Annotated in this window: 14 protein-coding genes; 11 read left to right on the forward strand and 3 right to left on the reverse strand. The window is 49.1% G+C overall.

Going from position 1 to position 19,036, the window contains the following annotated elements:
* The first annotated feature begins 291 nt into the window (after positions 1–291).
* The 4 genes from Enr17x_RS01845 to Enr17x_RS01855 all read left to right on the forward strand — a co-directional run bounded on the left by Enr17x_RS01845 (position 292) and on the right by Enr17x_RS01855 (position 3,240).
* Positions 292–1,119: a hypothetical protein gene (locus Enr17x_RS01845; protein ID WP_145228443.1), complete on the forward strand. Its 828-nt coding sequence runs from the start codon at positions 292–294 to the stop codon at positions 1,117–1,119.
* A 46-nt stretch (positions 1,120–1,165) separates the two neighbouring features.
* The gene (locus Enr17x_RS29430; RefSeq protein WP_198000915.1) at positions 1,166–1,471 is read left to right on the forward strand and encodes a hypothetical protein; all 306 of its coding nucleotides are present in this window, start codon (positions 1,166–1,168) and stop codon (positions 1,469–1,471) included.
* Between the two features lie 559 nt (positions 1,472–2,030).
* Positions 2,031–2,264: a hypothetical protein gene (locus Enr17x_RS01850; protein ID WP_145228439.1), complete on the forward strand. Its 234-nt coding sequence runs from the start codon at positions 2,031–2,033 to the stop codon at positions 2,262–2,264.
* A 487-nt stretch (positions 2,265–2,751) separates the two neighbouring features.
* Complete coding sequence (locus tag Enr17x_RS01855; RefSeq protein WP_145305540.1) at positions 2,752–3,240, forward strand: hypothetical protein; 489 nt, start codon at positions 2,752–2,754, stop codon at positions 3,238–3,240.
* Between the two features lie 133 nt (positions 3,241–3,373).
* Here the strand turns inward: Enr17x_RS01855 and Enr17x_RS01860 are convergent, their stop codons facing one another.
* Positions 3,374–3,646, reverse strand: a complete 273-nt coding sequence (locus Enr17x_RS01860) for a hypothetical protein (RefSeq protein WP_145228435.1) — start codon at positions 3,644–3,646, stop codon at positions 3,374–3,376.
* Positions 3,647–3,760: 114 nt separating this feature from the next.
* Between Enr17x_RS01860 and Enr17x_RS01865 the strand changes: the two genes are divergently transcribed.
* The 7 genes from Enr17x_RS01865 (at position 3,761) to Enr17x_RS01895 (ending at position 15,310) form a co-directional block, all read left to right on the forward strand.
* Positions 3,761–4,699, forward strand: coding sequence for a hypothetical protein (locus tag Enr17x_RS01865; RefSeq protein WP_145305541.1), 939 nt, complete (start codon positions 3,761–3,763; stop codon positions 4,697–4,699).
* Positions 4,696–6,069: a hypothetical protein gene (locus Enr17x_RS01870; protein WP_145228431.1), complete on the forward strand. Its 1,374-nt coding sequence runs from the start codon at positions 4,696–4,698 to the stop codon at positions 6,067–6,069. The genes Enr17x_RS01865 and Enr17x_RS01870 overlap by 4 nt, the downstream gene beginning before the upstream one ends.
* A gap of 858 nt (positions 6,070–6,927) precedes the next feature.
* Complete coding sequence (locus Enr17x_RS01875) at positions 6,928–7,602, forward strand: response regulator transcription factor (RefSeq protein WP_145305542.1); 675 nt, start codon at positions 6,928–6,930, stop codon at positions 7,600–7,602.
* Positions 7,599–9,026 carry a sensor histidine kinase gene (locus Enr17x_RS01880; protein ID WP_145305543.1) on the forward strand — a complete coding sequence of 476 codons (1,428 nt, stop codon included), beginning with the start codon at positions 7,599–7,601 and terminating at the stop codon, positions 9,024–9,026. Before Enr17x_RS01875 ends, Enr17x_RS01880 begins: the two co-directional genes overlap by 4 nt.
* Positions 9,027–9,096: 70 nt before the next feature.
* Positions 9,097–10,392, forward strand: a complete 1,296-nt coding sequence (locus Enr17x_RS01885) for an efflux RND transporter periplasmic adaptor subunit (protein WP_145228425.1) — start codon at positions 9,097–9,099, stop codon at positions 10,390–10,392.
* A gap of 69 nt (positions 10,393–10,461) precedes the next feature.
* A complete protein-coding gene (locus Enr17x_RS01890) occupies positions 10,462–13,599 on the forward strand; it encodes an efflux RND transporter permease subunit (protein ID WP_145305544.1) in 3,138 nt (1,045 codons plus the stop codon).
* A gap of 187 nt (positions 13,600–13,786) precedes the next feature.
* Positions 13,787–15,310 (forward strand): TolC family protein, encoded by a 1,524-nt coding sequence (locus Enr17x_RS01895; protein ID WP_145305545.1) that lies wholly within the window; start codon positions 13,787–13,789, stop codon positions 15,308–15,310.
* Positions 15,311–15,391: 81 nt separating this feature from the next.
* Here Enr17x_RS01895 and Enr17x_RS01900 read toward each other — a convergent pair whose 3' ends face one another.
* Both Enr17x_RS01900 and Enr17x_RS01905 read right to left on the reverse strand, forming a co-directional pair.
* Entirely contained in the window at positions 15,392–16,519 is a 1,128-nt protein-coding gene (locus Enr17x_RS01900) for a phosphatase PAP2 family protein (RefSeq protein WP_145305546.1), read from the reverse strand.
* Positions 16,520–16,874: 355 nt separating this feature from the next.
* On the reverse strand, positions 16,875–18,959 hold the full coding sequence (locus Enr17x_RS01905) for an LTA synthase family protein (RefSeq protein WP_145305547.1): 2,085 nt from the start codon (positions 18,957–18,959) through the stop codon (positions 16,875–16,877).
* Positions 18,960–19,036: the final 77 nt, after the last annotated feature.

Raw genomic sequence — 19,036 nt, forward strand, 5'->3', positions numbered from 1 at the left:
TTTGGTATTTCACGTTAGCTCGCTGGGCCTGTATTCCATTCAGCATTTTGGGAGGCTATGTGTGCTATCGCTGGTCAAGGGAGCTTTACGGAACATCCTCCGGATTCCTTGCTCATTCTCTGGTGCTTTTCACCAAATGTGATTGCTTGGGGATCAACAATTACTCCAGACACTGGCGCGACTGCTTTGGGGGTGACAGGTTGCTACGTATTCTGGCTCTGGTTGAAAGAACCAACATGGTGACGAGCAGCATTTGCAGGACTGGTATTGGGACTGGTTCTACTTACTAAAATGACTTGGATTATTTTGCTCGGACTATGGCCTCTTTCCTGGGCTTGCTGGATCTGGCGTCAGCGTCTCGATTCAAATATGGAAAGCTGTAAAAAGCAGATTGTGCAATTAGCCGTGATCATTCTATTGGGGGTCTATGTGCTGAATTTAGGTTACGGATTCGAAGGCTCTTTCAAGCCAATTGAAGATTACACATTTGTAAGCCGGACACTGGCCGGGAATGAATCCGTTGTAGACGAAAATGGAGGAGGTAATCGCTTTACCGGGAGTTGGATGGGAAAAATTCCCGTTCCGTTTCCAAAAAATTACTTGAGAGGTATCGACCTGCAAAAGGTCGACTTTGAATTAAAAAAATGGTCATACCTGAATGGTGAGTGGAAAAAGGGTGGGGGGTATTATTACCTCTATGCACTGATGATGAAAGTGCCGCTGGGAACATGGGGACTGTTTCTACTGGCTATGGGATTGACTTTTTTTAATCGACATTATAGATCCTCCTGGAGAAATGAACTTGTGTTGCTATTGCCAGCGGCAACTATTTTTTTATTTGTGAGTTCACAAACCGGTTTCAGTCGATACTTGCGATATGTACTTCCCTCTTTTCCTTTCTTATTCATTTTCATCAGCAAGGTAGCTCAATCCATCAAATTCCGCCAGTGGATAATCTCAATTCCGATGAGTGCAGCATTACTCTGGTCGGTTGGTAGCAGTTTGTTTGTTTATCCTCACAGTATGTCATATTTCAACGAAATAGCGGGGGCCCCAAGGGAGGTCACTGGTATCTTATTGACGCTAACATCGACTGGGGACAGGTCATGTTGTATTTAAAAAAATGGTATGCTGCTCCTCCTGAAGCAAGACCATTGCATGTATTGTGTCATGGCCTTGTCAAACCGGTTCATTTGGGGATCAAAGCTTCTCAACCTCCTCCGGGACCGGGAAAAAAATATTAGCTTCTCAGGATCCGATCTTTGATGCCCAAAAATGTGGACCACAACCGGGCTGGTATGCAATCAGTATTCACATGTTGCATGCACGGGAAGGTTCGAATGATTACTTTTTGAAATACTTCAAACCCGTGGCTATGACTGGTTACTCAATCTATCTCTATCACATCACTCTGGAAGATGCCAATCGCGTTCGAGATGACCTCGGCTTACCACTTATCGATTCTGAATAGTGAGAGTGTAAACCAGCCCGTATTTTGACTTGCCTAAAAAAACTGTATCAAGGCTTATGAAGGTCAGTTTAGGTAATTTCGACGAAAGCTAATTCAATCCCAGAAATAACTCCACACCCGACTAAGTATCTGATTGCCTCCGGTTCCGAAGTCGGTGGGCTCATACTCGTGAAACCTATAATACAAGCTGCTTGGAATGGAGTGATAAGCCGCTGGGAGTGTTTTGGGAGTGAGCGGAGTGGCTGTCATTGGCATTATTTGACATTCAACAGCAGTGAAAAATTGAGTCTGGCGAACAGGGTTGTTTTTCTTTCCTTGTTGTTTGGATAGCTCGCAGTTGTTTGAATTGTACGCCACTCCCGCAAGGTTGTACGGCCGCGCGATGCTTTGCCGTCTCCACCTTGCAGTCGGGCAGGAGGAGGAAGCAACGGCGAGCAATCGGCGTTCTTTATTTCCTCTCCCCCCTTCAATATGCACACTGTTCACCGATTGAGCAGTAATCCCTTTTTTCCCGCTCATTTCGACTGGCGGAGCTTTTGTTTCTTTCCCATTTTTCCCTATGAGCAACTATGCCATTGTCCGCGCATACACATTCGATGATCTAACGGAATCTGCTCAGAATGTTGTTCTGAGCTATGACGAGCATCCATCCAAGTCTGATGCAGTCTATAACGCAGATGGAGAATTGATCGATAATGATGTTCTCTGGAACTTCGATTTTAATGTGACATTTTCGATGCTGCGTGCTATTCCTGAACTTCTTAAGGCCATCGCTAACACTAAAGACAAATGAACTCCCCACAAGTTTTATATTTTGATTCCCCTTTTTATCATGCAAATAAGAATTTGTGATATTTGCTATCACGAGAACAGAACATTGGTCGAACTGAAATCCTACCAGCGAGTAAAAGGCCACCCGGAGCTTCGACTCGATCTTTGCGAAGCGCATTCTGAAACGTATCAACCGAAAACATTGGTTGAGCACATGCAATTCGTGTACAAGCTCGATGGGATTGAATTGGATGAGCATCAAGCCCGCAAAATGCTGAGTCAAAGGTAGACAAGTCCCATCACAGGTTTGTTTTATGCATTTTCCCTCGCTGACTTCAGTTAGCGAGGGCTTTTTTTGCTCACATTCTTGGAAAGACTGTAAATCGATTAGGAATCATTTTACGCTACGTCTCTGCTCGCGGTCTTTCCATTGTGCTCCCTCGTCAAGGTTGTTTGCTGAGGCAACTCCACCTGGACTTCGGGAGAAATAGGAGAGCACCGGCGAGCAAATGCCGGTTTCTGATTTCTTTCCTTTTATATTTATGGTTTCTGCTGCCTACTTAACAACACCGGCTCATGGAACGGATGTCTTTGGTACTTACTGGAATTGTTACTGCAGTCAATGTGCCTCGCGACGGAAAGTCGTCCACCGGCTAGTCGATTTGTTTTCACAAATCCCCTCTCGCTGGATTGAGGAGTTGAGTGAACATCGGAGTGAATGGCTGCCACTTCCAATGTGGGGAACATTGTTTGTTCCAAAAGATTCAGCCGATATTAGGAATATTGAAAAATTAACGAAATCAATTGAAGATGATGACGAAGAATCTATCAGTTTTCGAGATGCCGGTTGGCAAGCAGTGGCCGCGACAGGAATCTATGCCATCGAATTCGATGAGGAATTGCTACTCGGCATTCATGGTGCCGGTTATAATTTCTATGTTCAGCATTGGTCAAAGTTGTACGATGCCCTCGACTATCGCTGGCATGAATCAATATAAAATATTTTACTTCTTTTCCCCTCAAAACCATGGACCACAATCCCCTCTCACAAGAGGCCGTTGATGCGGTGATGACTCAGGCCAACGCTCAGATTGGCAACTGTCCGGGCTGCCATCTTCCTTGGGCCAATTGTCACTGCCATGCGAAGTAATTTTCAAAGAAAAAAGCCTCGTCAATCGGGTTTTTTTTATTGCTCACAAAACTAGGGCAGACCGAATCCCCTACTGCGGTCACCCCGCCTGTCAGGCCGGACGTCACCCCATGCGACAGGCTGATGACAGCCTGCCAGTGGGATGGTTTGTCACCCTGTTTCAGAGGAGAATGACGGCCTGACAGGACTCCCCGTCTGAAACCATGACTGACAGCCTGTCGGGGGCTGACAACACAGAAATGATGGTCTGGCACGGAAGTTTGATGTGTCTGTTTTTTCGCTTTAGAAAGCGGAATCTGCTAGTTGTCACCCCCCTCTGACACATGACAGGGAGTCTGACACCCTGAAGGGCAGGGTGACAGAAAAAGTTGGCATCCTTTCAGCTTTCGCGCTATTCTGAAGCAGCCTTATTTTGTCATCCCGTCAGCACTATGTCAGTCTCTCCCACCGCCGGTTATCTCACCAAGAAAGAGATCGAAGAAGCGTTCCAGCGTTCCCACCGTTCATTAACCCGCGACTTCAGTCAGGCGGTCAGAGTAGGGGACTCAGACATTCTCCGAAATCTCAAACTCAGGACCGAAGATGGTAAGGAATTTGAAGGGACCACAGTGACGCTGGAACAGATTCAACAACTTTCCAATCAGGGGCTCTCGCCGACCTGGTATGCCCGCCGTGAATGGGTCCAGAAACATTATGGAACAGAGTCCGCAAAAAAGCAGAAAAAACAAACTGAGCAGGAAGAGAAATCAACGCGAGAAGAGGGACCGAGTTCTACCGCGACAGACAACGAACTGGTCTCCACTTTGAAAGCCCAGATCAGCCGACTCGAGCAGGAGAATGATCGCCGCTCCCAGGAACATCAGCAGGACAAGGAATCGTTTATGGAACAGATCAAAATGTTTAAGGACATGTTCGACACATTGAAGGAAGATCACACCGATACGAAGGAGCTTTTGAAAGAGGTGCATCAAGTGATGGGAAAACTGGCGGACGTCAATCGGCTCAGTTCTCAGAAAGGACCGTCCGATGATGAACCCCCAAAAGGTGAGACAGACTCTGACTCAGACAAGGTCGTTGATCTTGGAAACGGATCGACAATGGAAGCGGTCATTGTGGAAGAACCGAAGAAAGCAGAGAAAACTTCTGCAAAACAGGGGACCAAGAAAGGTACTCCCAAAAAATCAACAACAGCCACTCGATCAAAACGTTCCGTCACTCCGAAATCAAAGCCATCTACCAAGACCCAAGCGAGTAAGCCCAAGTGGTATGAGACCCCCACTCTGAACCGTTTCTTATCCCGTAAATGAAATTTAACGGTTTCGAGCATCTGACGGCCAATTTTCTGTACTGTCCGAATCAGTTTTTTGATGTCTGTCTGCCGCACCATTCACGGGGAACCGTGCGTCTGGTAGCTTACATGTTGCGAAAAATACTGGGCTGGCTGGATGCAGAGGGGAATCCGATAGAGCAGAATATCGGTCTCTCGTATCACGATTTGATCCATGAAGCGGGTATCAGCCGCGGTGCAATTCGCAGTGCACTGGATGAAGCCGTTGCCGGTGGTTTTATTGCCTGTCTGCAACCGGGAAGGGCCAACGGACACAATCAGACAGCTGAGACTGCTCATTACCGCCTACGCTGGGCGACTGACGGTCATTATGAAAAGACCCCTGAAACATTCAACGGGTTCTTTGCGGGGGAGGGGAATCGCACTCCGATTCCGAATAGTTTTTTTGATCTCATCGTAAGACAAGAGACGCTGGCCGTGGTCAAAGTCGTCGGAACTGTCTTACGTCACACGGTCGGCTATCAGAACCAGTTTGGGGGACGCCGTCAAGTCGCTCCGCTTTCCTACAGCTACATCCAGAAGTATGCCGGTCTGAGTGATCGGTCCACTCTCAGTGCCGCGATCCAACATGCCATTGAAACGGGTTATATTCATTGTGTCGAGAAAGGCTCGGTGAATCCGAGCAGCAATCAGCGACGACCTTCTACCTATGCCATTCGTTGGCATCAGCAAGCCCATTCCGAAGTCCACGGTACAAAATCCAGACCAGCCGGGGCAGGGCAGTTCAAAAACCAGACCAGCAACGGTTCAGAAACCCCACCAGCCGAACGGTTCAAAAACCAGACTCAAGAAAAGACACCTGAAAATAACACGGACAAACAACAGGAAATATCTGCTGTTGCTGTTTTTGAAAAATTGGATTCAGTTCAACTGTTACGAAATGCCGGTTTTGATGAGGTTATCGCCAGAGAACTGGCAGAGGGGAGGGGACCGGATGAAATTCAAAAGCAGATTAACTGGCTCGCGCAACGCAATCCGAAGCAAAACCGTCTGGGATTGTTACGCAAAGCAATTGAAGAAAATTGGGCCAGTCCGGTGACGGAAACGTCAAAACAGAAGAAAAAATTTCATGCACAGGAAGAACAGACTGAGCTTGAAGCTACGGAAGCGGACAAAAAACGCAGGCAAGTACGCGAAAAACAGCTTGTCCAATGGAAAAGCCTTTCCGCAGATCAAAAACGGACACTCTACAATCAAGCGATTCAGCTAGAGCAGAACAGCATCATTCGCGCCCGATTGGTTCGTTGCCAAGACGAGTTAAAACCCGTTTTTGAGGTCTTGCGACTTTTGGAATCAAGCCAGGATCAGTCCACTGAAGCAGCGGCATGATTTTTATTTTCGCTGATCAAAAATCAATTTTTCAGAACGGAAATCAATAAAGCGGCCTCAATAAAAAACCACGTGAGTAGGGGAGCGGTATCCCCCGCGTTTGCCCCCGCAGGTAGGTGCGAGGTAAAACATCCTCCGTTGGCGATGGAAAATCGACCGAACGGGGCTTGGCAAAGCCAAAAAACATCTCTTATGAGGTGACACCACTCGCGGGCGGGAACCCGCGAGGCCGAGACTTCCAACACATTCCAGGGACGTAATGGCTCCATCCTCGGCCTCGCGTCTCCCTTTGGTCGCCTCTCGTGGGTCACGCACGGCTCCCTGGGCAGGGAACGGCCGCGAAGCGGTATGAAACCTAAAGCCTACCGGCTTCAGACACAACGCGCGCAAGCGAAAACGGTCGTTAATATTTACAGTACGACGAATGACGAGTTTAACGAACAGAATTGCACTTGAGTTATGGGCTAACTACTTCAACGCAATTGTACTGCAGCTCGAACACTATAGTTCCTACTTACCATCAAAATGAGTGGTTTTGATATTCGGTTTCTGAAGTAGGTTGTCTGACAGATTTTGCTCTATAGGTAGATCAATTGGACCGAGCATCAGTCCTCGAAAACCAGAGTGAATATCGAAATACCTAAATGGCACTGTAAAATCAGTATTACACTCTGCTAGTGATATCAACAGAACCCAATGTTTTCGAAATCAACTACCCGTAAGATTAATTCGAGTTTATATCGTATGATTGCGGCTTCTATCATGTGCCTGCATAGCTGATAATGGAATTTGAAGAAGTGATATTCATCTGTTTCCATGATATCAACCCGTGTTAAATTTATTTTGGGTCACGCTGCAATGCCTCAGATACTTATCGTCGAAGATCAAACGAATCTCCTACGGAGTATTATGCGCACATTGAGCGAATCAGGATTTGAACCAGAAGCTGCAGAAACACTAGGCGCGGCAACACAAAAAATGTCTTCAAGAATTGACCTGGTCGTGTTGGATCTAATGCTGCCCGATGGGTCCGGCCTGGAATGGTTGAAGCAACTCCGCGCTACAGGGAACAAAATCCCCGTACTGATTTTAACAGCCCGTGATTCCATTGAAGATCGTGTTTCCGGACTCGATATGGGTGCTGATGATTATCTGGTCAAACCATTTGCCCTCGATGAACTGCTGGCACGCATTCGCGCATTGCTGCGTAGGGACGCACAAGCGAACGAGAGAGAATTCTCGTTCGGCGATCTCACGGTGAATCTGGTCTCGCGCATCGTTCGTCGGGGCGACAGGTCAATTTCCTTGCAGAACCGACAGCTGGAGTTACTGGCCTATCTGATTTCGCATGCCAATCAGATAGTGACGCGAGAGATGATCTCCCGCGACGTCTGGAAGGAATCGACGGCGACATGGACCAACGTGATCGAGGTTCAGATCAACCAGCTGCGCAAGAAGATTGAGAAACCCGGGCAGACCGCCATTCTGCATACCGTGCGCGGCCAGGGTTATCTGCTGGGAGATCCTCCATGAGACAGCTTTCGATTCGCTGGCGGTTAACACTCTGGTACGCATTCGCGCTGGCAGTGATGTTATGCGTGTTCTCTCTGGTACTCTGCCTGTTGGTCTGGTCTCAGGTGCTGGCACGTACGGATACCGGCTTGCGTGAAGAACTGCAGGAAATTGGTTTGGAAATCGCGCTCGCCGACAGTGCCTCTGTTTTCGCGTCGCAAGCCTCTGCTCGATTTTCCCAGCATGATTTTTATGAATTTATAGTCACCGATGAATCGGGGCGCGTCATTTTTAACAGTACAGGGCTGAAGGAACCTGTGGTCACTTTGTCTCACCCGATCACACCGCTACCAGAAGAAATACTGGAAACGCGGGAACTCAATGGCCTGGGCCCGTATCGCATTGTGAGCACAACTTTGTCTGGCTCGTTCGGCACCTTGAACGTGCAGGTGATGACCTCTCTCATTCCGCTGTATAATGATCTCCACACCCTGCATTGGGCGGTCGCTTTCCTGCTACCGGTGGCGGTTCTGCTGGCGATTGCCAGCGGTCAGTTTCTGGCGAGACGCGCACTCCGGCAGGTCCAGCAGATTGTGGACTCCACGAATGCGATCAACATTACCTGTCTGGACCATCGGATCAATGTTTCCAATCCGGATGATGAAATCGGAAAACTGTCAGTGGCGCTGAACTCGCTGATTAGCCGGCTGGAACGTGCTGTGAATGAAATCCGTCGTTTCACAGCGGATGCTTCACATGAAATCCGCACACCGATCGCAGCACTGCGATTGGAAGCCGAGTCGGTCCTGCGTTCCTCTCGTACTCCAGAAGAATACGCTCAGACGCTGGCTGTCGTGGTTGAGGAAACAACACGTCTGGGAAAACTGGCAGATCAACTGCTTAATCTTAGTCGTCATGATGCCGGAATCGTGCCCTGCAATCATGATCCCGTTCAACTGGACGCGCTCCTGCTGGATGTGGTCGATCAACTCAGACCATTTGCAGACGATCGTGGTGTGACCTTGAACTGTGAAGTTGAAGCGGCATGCGAAGTCCTCGGCGATGATATCAGCCTCAGCCAGGTGTTTTTCAACATTCTGGATAATGCCATTAAGTACACACACTGTGACGGACAGGTGACGGCTCGCCTGAATGTCTCAGGACAAATGGCTGTCATCGAAATCCAGGATTCGGGCATCGGAATTTCTGCCGACGACTTGCCGCATCTGTTCGATCGTTTTTTTCAGGTCGATCCATCGCGTCAATATTCAGGCGGGGGAGCCGGACTGGGCCTCTCAATTGCCAAAGCTGCCGTTTTGATGCACGAAGGCACCATTGAAATTCAAAGTCAGCCCGAACAAGGGACGACAGTGATGGTTCGTCTGCGATTATATACGAACGCTGATGAACCGAGTCCCACTCCCACAGACCAAATTATGGTGTGATGCTCCTCTTAAATGAACAGCCAGATCAGAGCCAATTTGAGCGAAACGAAACATGAGAAAGAAATTTGAAATGAAAATTCTAAAACAAACGTTGGCACTTCTGGGGTTTTGTCTCATTTTAGGGCTGCTATTCATCATCTGGGATCGCGATCGTAAAGCACAACAGAAAAGTACGTCGACAAAAACCAAACATGTAGAACACCATGCGAAGACCACTCACCCTGTGAATGAAGCGGATCTAAATATCATTCAACTCAGTCCCGAGGCAGTTAAAAGTCTGGGAGTGGAAACGCAGCCTGTGGAAATCCGCTCAATGCCTCGCACTAGGCCTTATGGCGCTGAAATGGTTTTGCCGACAGGTGCTTCGGTGATTGTTTCTGCCCCGCTCGCCGGAACACTGCGGCATCCACACGGCGATTTATTCCCACAGGTTGGCCAGCGTATTAAAAAGGATGAAACGTTACTGGAATTGTTGCCGTTGCTCTCGCCTGAGCGGTCCGTTTTAACCCCGGCTGAGCGGATTCGCTTCGCGGAAGCAAAAGCGGCGGTGGCACAATCTCAAATCGATGCAGAGGGGATACTTCAGCAGGCGAATGTGCAGAAGGAAGCGGCGCAAATCGAGTTGACGCGGGCACAGCGTCTGTTACAGGACAATGTAGGCACCCGACGTGCCGTTGACGATGCCAAAGCTAAAGTGAAACTGGCAGATAAAGTTCTGGCGGCAGCGAAGAGTCGCAAAAAACTGGTCGACAGCATTAAACTGGATGAAGATGCCGGCACGCTCAAGCCGCTCGCCATTCATTCTCCCCTGTCAGGCATCGTCCGTACCACAAACGTTCAACCGGGTCAGTTGATTGCCGCCGGGCTCCCGCTGTTTGAGGTGATGAATGATGCGGTCCTCTGGATCAAAGTTCCCGTTTATGTGGGGGAACTCGACGAAATTGATATGAAACGCCCCGCCCGCCTAACTCTGCTGGATGGTCACTTATCAAACAAAGATGTTCTGGCAAAACCGGTCTCACTTCCACCTACCGCGATGCCGCTTTCGGCTGCGGTTGACATCTATTACGAAGTTCCGAACGACAATCATCAATTTCGCCCCGGCCAGAAAGTTTCAGCCCACCTGCCGTTGACTGGCGAGGCTAGCATGAAGACCGTGCCGTGGTCGGCACTCATCTATGATATTTATGGGGGCCAATGGGTCTACGAACAAGTGGGAGAACGCCAGTACGTTCGACGCCGTGTCGAGGTCGGCTGGGTTGATCACGGACGAGTCGCTCTCTTACGCGGACCTGCGGTCGGTGCGCAGATAGTGACTGCCGGAGCGGCAGAACTTTCCGGAACCGAATTCGGCTTTGCGAAATAACTCAGCAATCAGCAACAGATTACAACTAAGTTAACATCAATTGACTGTTCATAACGTTGGGAGATAAATATGAGGTGGCTCGTTGAAACGGCCCTGAGGTTACGCATCGCGGTGATCGCTGCAGCGGTGTTGTTGATCGTGGGAGGGCTGCGGATGGTGCCTGAGATGCCGCTTGACGTCTTCCCCGAATTTTCTCCGCCCTATGTTGAGATACAGACCGAAGCCCCGGGGCTGTCCGCGGAAGAAGTCGAAAACCTGATTACGTTTCCGTTAGAAAACGCACTCATTGGCACGCCCGGTCTAGATACGCTACGGTCGAAGTCAGTACTTGGACTGTCCTCGATTCGAATGCTGCTTACGGAAAATGTGGATCTCTATCAGACGCGGCAACTGGTACAGGAACGTCTGGCTGTGGAAGCTCCACGTCTGCCAACAGTCGCACGCCCCCCCGTAATTCTGCAGCCGCTTTCCTCACTCAGCCGTATGATGAAAATCGGGATGTGGTCCGATTCACTCTCGCAGCAGGAACTGTCGGAATTAGCCGTCTGGACGATTCGGCCGCGTTTGATGGCAATTCCGGGTGTCGCTAATGTAGCCATCTGGGGACAGAGAGACAAACAGTTGCAGGTGATGGTGGACGTTGATCGGCTGCGGGCCCATCAGGTTACGCTGGACTCCGTCCTGCGTTCTGCCGGAGATGCGGTCGTGCTGGATGCGGGTGGTTTTGTCGACACACCAAACCAGCGTATGGCGGTACGCCAGCTTTCTCCGGTCAGCGGTCCGGAAGATTTAGCGAGAACGGTAGTTTCTTTTAACGGAGGCGCCGCGTTGCGTCTGGGTGATGTTGCCGACGTCAGGATCGGGGCGGCTCCTGCCATAGGCGATGCCGTGATCAATGACCAGCTTGGCTTACTGCTGATCGTCGAAAAACAGCCGGGAGCCAATATTCTGGAAGTGACTCGCAAAGTCGAAGCCGCACTGGATCTGCTCAGGCCGGGACTGAAAGGGGTCAAAGCCGATTCCACTATCTTTCGCCCCGCAACGTTCATCGAACGTTCCATTACAAATCTGACCCACGCGCTGATGATTGGATGTGTGCTGGTGGTGATCGTGTTGATCGCCTTCCTGTTTGACTGGCGAACGGCGGTGATCAGTCTAACTGCCATTCCGTTGTCGCTGATTTCTGCGGTGCTGTTGATTCACTGGTGGGGCATGACTATCAATACGATGATTATCGCGGGCTTGGTCATCGCTTTGGGAGAAGTCGTTGACGATGCGGTAATCGACGTGGAAAACATCGTGCGCCGCCTGCGGCTCAACCAGCTTGCCGATCGCCCGCGTTCTGCGTTTTATGTGGTTCTAGACGCCTCAATGGAAGTCCGCAGTGCGATTGTTTATGCGACGGCGATCATCGTGCTAGTCTTTTTGCCGATCTATTTTCTGGAAGGGTTGCCCGGTTCATTTTTTCGACCGTTGGCACTCGGTTATATCCTGGCCATTCTGGCGTCCCTGCTGGTGGCGATTATTGTGACGCCGGCAATGTCATTGCTGCTTTTGCCGCGCAAGAATATGAAACAGCATGAGCCTCCTCTGACGCGGTGGCTGAAGATTCCCTATCGCAACATGCTACCGTGGTTCGCGGTCCGTCCGAAGTCAGCCATCAGTATTCTGACGCTCTCTTTTGCTGCCACCTTTGTATTACTGCAAAGCCTGGGACAGGAGCTGCTCCCGAATTTTCAGGAGACCGACTTCCTGATGCATTTTGTCGAAAAGCCCGGCACCTCCATTGAAGCGATGGATCGCATTACGATCAAGGCGAGTCGCGAACTGCGGGCCATTCCTGGCGTGCGCAATTTTGGCAGTCATATCGGACGCGCTCAGGTTGCCGACGAAGTGGTCGGACCGAACTTCACGGAACTCTGGATCAGCATTGACGAAGATGTGGACTATGACAAAACCCTTGCCAAGATCCAGGCGGTCGTAGACAGTTATCCCGGCTTGTATCGTGATGTGCTGACGTATCTAAGAGAGCGGGTTAAGGAAGTCCTGACCGGAACCAGTTCCAGTATCGTGGTGCGGATCTACGGCCCTGATCTGGATTCACTGAGAAAGCAGGCGCATGATGTCGCGACTGTCATGGGAGAAATTGACGGCGTCAACAACCTCAAGGTCGAACCCCAGGTGCTGGTCCCTCAAGTTGACGTCCGCCTTAATCCGTTAGCAGTCGAACGATTCGGATTGACACCCGGGCAGGTCCGACGAGCGGTCACAACAATGCTGCGGGGGACAAAAGTTGGGGAAGTATTCGAAGACCAGAAGAAAATGGACGTTATGGTCTGGGGAACGGAACAGTCTCGAACGGATCTGGATGCTCTCCATGAATTGAGAATCGACTTGCCGAATGGCGGTCAAGTGCCCCTCAAAGATGTCGCAGAAATCGGCATTGTGCCCGCTCCGAATGAAGTCAAACGCGAAAGCGGTTCGCGGCGCATTGATGTCACCTGTGATGCCAAAGGCCGGGACCTCGGTTCTGTTGCGCAAGATATTGAGGCGGCTGTGAGCGGCATACCTTTTGAACGCGGTTATCATCCCGAGTTTCTCGGAGAATTCGCTACCCTGCAGGCATCACAGAACCGACTTCTTCTACTGGGAGCGGTTGCGCTAATAGGAATTCTACTGATCCTGTATATTGACTTTCAGTCTCTGCGTTTGACATTAATGGTCTGCCTTACAATACCGTTTGCACTCATCGGCGGCGTGATTGCTGTCTCATTGACGGGGGGCGTACTCTCTCTCGGCTCGCTGGTGGGTTTCATCACCGTATTGGGCATCGCCGCCCGAAACGGTATCATGCTGGTCAGTCATTATCGGCATCTTCAGACGGAAGAAGGGATGTCGTTCGGCCTCGAACTTGTGATCCGGGGCGCCGAAGAACGCCTCGCTCCGATTTTGATGACCGTACTGACCACATCGCTGGCGCTGTTGCCTCTTGTGATTTCGGGGAACAAACCGGGACACGAAATCGAATATCCGCTGGCTGTCGTCATCATCGGGGGGCTCGTGACCTCGACCATATTGAATCTCTTTTTGCTGCCGCCGTTGTACCTCTTGTGGGGAAAACAGGCAATGCTGAGCACCGAAAATACTGTTGCGGCAGAATTCAATCGGTCCCTGCTCCAATCAGATCAACCCGGACTGTCAACGTAGGTTTCCTAAAGTGATTAGTAGAGTCCGGCTTTTATCATCGGGAAGATTAACTCTGACTTAAAAAGGGACTTCGTATTGAATGGAAGGTCAGGATTTTGACGAAAGGAAAGAGTAAGGCGTGAGCCTGATGTAGGGGAATCGACGGAGTGCTTCCCCACCAAAAAAATAATTACTGGATAGAAACGCCATGATGGCTCGTCTTCACACTCTATTTTTGTTGCTGCTATTAGCATTCAGCGGATGCAGAACCAACGGTTCATCTCGATCTAATCTGAGCGCTATTAATGACATTTCGAGTACCCCATCTCCTGTGATAAAAACTCAGGCAGCCAGAGTCACAGTTCCTGTTAAACGCAAATCAGATACCAACATAAAAAAAGTGTCGTTAAATTTTACGGAATCAGATAAATCCAAAACTCCTACTGAATCCCCCCATTTTGCAAGGCAGTCGCAGTCATTGTCTGTTTACGATAGCATCTCTCTGGCCTTGGAAGGGAACCCGGACCTGGTTGCCCTCCGTGAAACGGAACAAGTGGGCGTTGCCACTGTGGGAGTCGCTGAAACTTATCCATTTAACCCAATGGTACAGGTACAGGTCACTCCCAGTCAGGAAAACCGAAAGATTCCCAATAGAGGCCCTGGGACCACTTCACACTATGTACTATTGATGCAACGAATTCAGTTAGCACATCAACAACAGTACCGTGAGGACGCAGCGCATTCATCGTTAAATGGAGTGCGTTGGAATATTCATCAAGCCGAACTTCAAACGACTGCACTTACTGCACAGTTATATTTCACGGCACTTTATCAGCGAGGACTCTTGGAGATAGCAGAGGCCAGTCAGAGCAATAATGAGCGTTTGCTCGAATCGTTGATAAAGCGATTTGAGGCAGGTGATATCTCTGGTGCTGACCTTGCTACGGTTCGTATCGATACACGCTCCACAAACCAGCAATTGCGATTAGCAGAAGCAAATTATCAGACAGCACTTCGTAATCTTCGACGCCAGCTTGGACTGCCACCGGACTCTCCCGAAGAGATTGAAGGTGACCTGAGAATGATCCGATGGCTGCTTCCCACTGCGGGGAACGGGGGATCGATGACATCTGGAATGGGTCTTCAAAGTCTTGATGTTCCCAACGACAATCAAGCGTGGATTGCGAGTTGGGCCGCATCCCGGCCCGATGTGCTTGTGGCGCACGCGAATATCGATGTAGCATCAGCCAATTTAAATCTTGCTACTGCAGACCGTGTTCCCGATCTGACGATGGGACCTTATTATCAGCAAGACCCGAATGGGTTGGCACGTTTTGGACTCCGGGCAGAGCTGAACCTGCCAATTATTAATACAGGTAGACCTCTCGAAACACAGCGTATGACCGAACTAAATCAGAGGACTGCATTATGGCGCCAGACGCTTCTGAAAGCTGAGTTAGAAGCACAGGCGGCTTTCGAACGATACAAACTCGCTTTTGACGTACTCGCCAAAGAGAAAACGTACAGTATTTCAGAGTTGCCACAAGAATTGCAGAGTTTGGAGAAACAATTCCTTGCAGGAGAAGTGGATGTTGTTCGGATCATCCAGGCTCGAACCAGTATTTTACAAAATCAACGCGCTCAACTCGACCTATTCAACGAACTCGCTCAGTCAGCCGCTCTCTTAGTTGGCGCGACCGGCATGCCTTTAGACCTGCTCATGGGTCAGTGAAATTTGCCAACTACAGTTAGAATACAGACTTCCTCCAGAATAATGGCCGCAGGATTAGTCCTAATCTCTGATGCTGGATACTTACCACCGAAATTCCACAGCAATACCACTCGCACCTGGATACGATATAGGAAACACGGTCCAGTTTCGATCTGCTTTCTGTGTCGCATCGACTGCGTTGGTTGCAATCCAAGCCATCCACCAACCTAGAAAAGCCTGTGAGGAGTAGTGGTGGTTATCATTAACTCGGGACAACGGTGCCAAAGTGGAACCGGCGTAGAAAGCCAACTTAAGAAGTGGTTTTTTAGTCATCTTTGCAGCAGCCAGAAATGGTATTGCCCCCATGAAACTGTGACCACTTACCCCGTTATTATCTTGAAACGGTTTCCATCTTGAACCGGAACTTGTCTCTCCTGGGCGCGAGGCACCAGTTACATATTGCATGGCGAGCATCGGAGGCGTGCCAACGAGGAACGCCCGGATCGAGCGTTCGCCCCATTCCCCTGTTGTACTTGCTAGTGGAACCCTCTCAAAGAGTTTTCCCGCCACCCAGGCTGCCGCGAAAATCGGCAACGTATAGCGCCCGTTGCCCCATTCTTTTTGCGCATGCAACGTCTCAAGCCAGTCGTCAGAACTGGCGCTGTGGACACTGATCTGAAAGTGATTTTGGATTCCCTCATCAATTGACGTATTCGCCATGATCGCTCCTACGCCAAATCCCCCTGCTAACCAGGTTAATGACTCTCTTGAGTAGTAGTTGGTATGGTCTGATTTAATTCGATCCCATAAATTCAGCCGTTCAATAAGTTTGCCGTCGTCGAAAGTCGGGTTGTAAAAATCGGGATTATCTAGAGGATCGTTCAACAGGAAACCCTCAACAGTGACCAATGCCGGCTGTGCATCGTTTTGTACGAATTGATCTGGCAATATCACATCCGGATGATGCAGGGGGCGATAGTGAATCCCGTCTGGTGGCATGTTTAGCCAATCCGGATAGGATGAACCGGTACCAACGGATTTAGCAGTTCCCCACTCTGTGTCATCCATGTTGGTCGGATTAGCCACTTCTGTTGACTCTGTGACCCGCTGGTAACCCGGCTGCTCTCTTGAGTTGGTGTTTGTTAGTAAGGTATCGCTCAGGGAAGACGATTCAATTCGCGTTAGCTTTGTAGTGGTGACACAACCTGTCAACAGCAGGAGCGCGCTCATACATAGGGAAACCAGAATCTGGAATCCATGCCACCGGCTTGGTGCATCTTTTGTATACAATGTCAGCGATGAATGTGATTTCATTAATTAACAGGTAGTAGAGAAGGATTGGTAAGAAGTGTAGTCGCGGAGTTGGATAAGTGGAGAGAGTTATGACAATCAGTACACTGAAACCGATTGAAAAGTTAGACAAACAGATCCCGAGAGATGAGACGTGAGTGGAATAGAGTTGTCCGAAACGATCAAGACAACGATTGTCCTTTTTTTAAATCATGTTTTTTCTAATTCTGGATATTTAAAAGGGGCGCTCCATCAAGTTTAGAGAATCGAATCATGATTCCGAATTTTTTCAATTCTAATTCATTTTATCATCCCTCGCGGCTAATCTGTAATTGGGAAACCATCGATCTGAATAATAGAGTTCAAAGGCCGCCTGAAAATAGGACGTGGCGTTATGCTGCATTTCCAGATTTGGGGCAACCTGCTGATCAAGTTGATGGCTGGCCCGATCCAGTTTGAAGCTCTCCACCGATTTTCCAAATCCGAGCACAACCATGTGATTCTTGGAATCGAGCAATGCCACATCATGATTGTGCTGCATCACTGCACGCCCTTTTTTCGGATCTTTCAGAAGTGCGTCGTATCCGAAAAAGACCGAACGATAGTCACTACCCAGCCGCCCCATGATGGTCGGTGCGATATCCAGCGAGCAGGCCAGCGTACTGCAGCGCGTTCCCTTTCCTTTTCCTTCCGGCTGAATCATCAAAACCGGAACTCGATAGGAACTCATTGGAAAAAGCTGACTACCGGAAACTCGGGCTCCATGATCACCCATTACAATGAAGATTGTATTGCGATAGAAATCGTGCGACTGTGCTTCACGAAAGAAATAACCCAATGCCCAATCGGCGTACTTCACCGCATTTTCACGTGACTGTCCCTTCTCGGGAATTCTTCCTTCCGGGTATGTGTAAGGCCGATGGTTGGAAACGGTAAGAATGGTAGCAAAAAACGGACGTCCGGCTGAGTGCATATTGTCGAGTTCTCCCAGTGACTTGCGGAATAAGTCTTCATCACTGACACCCCAGGCATTCGCGAAGATGGGGTTCTGGAAATCTGACTGCTCAATGAACCGGTTGAAACCATTTGACTTCATGAACGATCGCACGCCATCGAACAGACCACGGCCTCCCGTCATAAACAGACGCTCGTAACCACGCTTGGCGAGAACGTTTGCGAGAGTAAAGACACGATTGGAATGGTCACGTTTAAGAATCGATTCGGTGGGTATTGGCGGCATGGAGGTGAGCACCGCCTCCAACGCACGCGCGGTTCGATTACCCGTAGCATAGAAATTGTCAAACAAAACCCCTTTGCGGGTTAGTTCATCAAAGTACGGAGTGAGTTTGCGGTTATCACCCAAAACACCGATAAAGTCAGAACCCAGACTCTCTTCCAGAATCAGGACCACATTGTAATCCTGTTGTGGTCTCCCCGTATCTACAATCCTGTCGACCGGATTATTCGATCCTTTATTCAGTTCGTCATGATCCCCTACTATCTGCTGTCTCAAACGTTGGTCAACTTCAGAACTTTCAATTGTGACATAGTTTTCTTTGAAATCGAATCGACAGGTCCAGGCGTAGTACACAAAACTGTATAAACCATTCCACGTACATTCATTTGCAACACGGTCGCGAGAGATCTGGCGACTGTCTGCTCCAATAGTGGACCATAAGATCATAATTCCAGTGAGGCAACTTACCAAAAATCCATAACGCCGTTTCCAGGGCATTGGTGTTGCGATCCTCTTATGGAAATTCTTCCGCAATAGAAACCAGAGACTTCCTCCACAAGCACCAACAATGGCTATCAGGTCAATGAGTGGATATGACTCCCAGATGTTGCAGCACACTTCGGTAGGGTAGACTATATATTCAAAGGCAATGTAATTCAGCCGTGATTGAAACTCATCGAAAAAAATGAATTCAGCAATACATATAAATGGCAGAAACAAAAAGGCAATGATCCATGCCCCGTCCAGCAACAGGCGACTCGTTTTCCCCCTGACTCTGCGGTTCGAAAAGATGGTGATATGAAATAACTGAGGCACCACAAAGCAAAGCGCAACGAGTACATCAAACTGCAATCCCACTGAAAACAAACTGAGACTATCCCCGAAAGAGAGTTTGTCAAAGTTTGCATAGGTCACCACCATGATGGTTCGCAAAAGCAACAGATACGAAAGAGTAATTGCAAAAATAATGGCAATCACGAAATACCGACCCGACCATTCAGATAATACGGAATACCAGTTCCCTACGGTATAAACGAAGCCTGAATGTTCCTTCAAAGCGCCTTCTGATAATTCGCCCGATGCATTTGGACCCGGATTGGATAATCCTGAAAGCATGTTTGATGGTAATAATTTTTTTGACATGTATCGAAATTCCTTTTTCGAAAAGTCTCATGTTTGGTGTAATACTGTCAGATAAATGATTGCCAGCGGACAGATAG

Origin of the sequence: Gimesia fumaroli, assembly GCF_007754425.1 — a bacterium.
GTDB lineage: Bacteria > Planctomycetota > Planctomycetia > Planctomycetales > Planctomycetaceae > Gimesia > Gimesia fumaroli.

Bases quoted from the DNA above. Each gene is read 5' to 3' on its own strand.
- Enr17x_RS01845 (WP_145228443.1), top strand. From the start codon at position 292: ATGACTTGGATTATTTTGCTCGGACTATGGCCTCTTTCCTGGGCTTGC.
- Enr17x_RS01850 (WP_145228439.1), top strand. From the start codon at position 2,031: ATGAGCAACTATGCCATTGTCCGCGCATACACATTCGATGATCTAACG.
- Enr17x_RS01855 (WP_145305540.1), top strand. From the start codon at position 2,752: ATGCCGGTTTCTGATTTCTTTCCTTTTATATTTATGGTTTCTGCTGCC.
- Enr17x_RS01870 (WP_145228431.1), top strand. From the start codon at position 4,696: ATGAAATTTAACGGTTTCGAGCATCTGACGGCCAATTTTCTGTACTGT.
- Enr17x_RS01875 (WP_145305542.1), top strand. From the start codon at position 6,928: ATGCCTCAGATACTTATCGTCGAAGATCAAACGAATCTCCTACGGAGT.
- Enr17x_RS01880 (WP_145305543.1), top strand. From the start codon at position 7,599: ATGAGACAGCTTTCGATTCGCTGGCGGTTAACACTCTGGTACGCATTC.
- Enr17x_RS01885 (WP_145228425.1), top strand. From the start codon at position 9,097: ATGAAAATTCTAAAACAAACGTTGGCACTTCTGGGGTTTTGTCTCATT.
- Enr17x_RS01890 (WP_145305544.1), top strand. From the start codon at position 10,462: ATGAGGTGGCTCGTTGAAACGGCCCTGAGGTTACGCATCGCGGTGATC.
- Enr17x_RS01895 (WP_145305545.1), top strand. From the start codon at position 13,787: ATGATGGCTCGTCTTCACACTCTATTTTTGTTGCTGCTATTAGCATTC.
- Enr17x_RS01900 (WP_145305546.1), bottom strand. From the start codon at position 16,519: ATGAGCGCGCTCCTGCTGTTGACAGGTTGTGTCACCACTACAAAGCTA.
- Enr17x_RS01905 (WP_145305547.1), bottom strand. From the start codon at position 18,959: ATGTCAAAAAAATTATTACCATCAAACATGCTTTCAGGATTATCCAAT.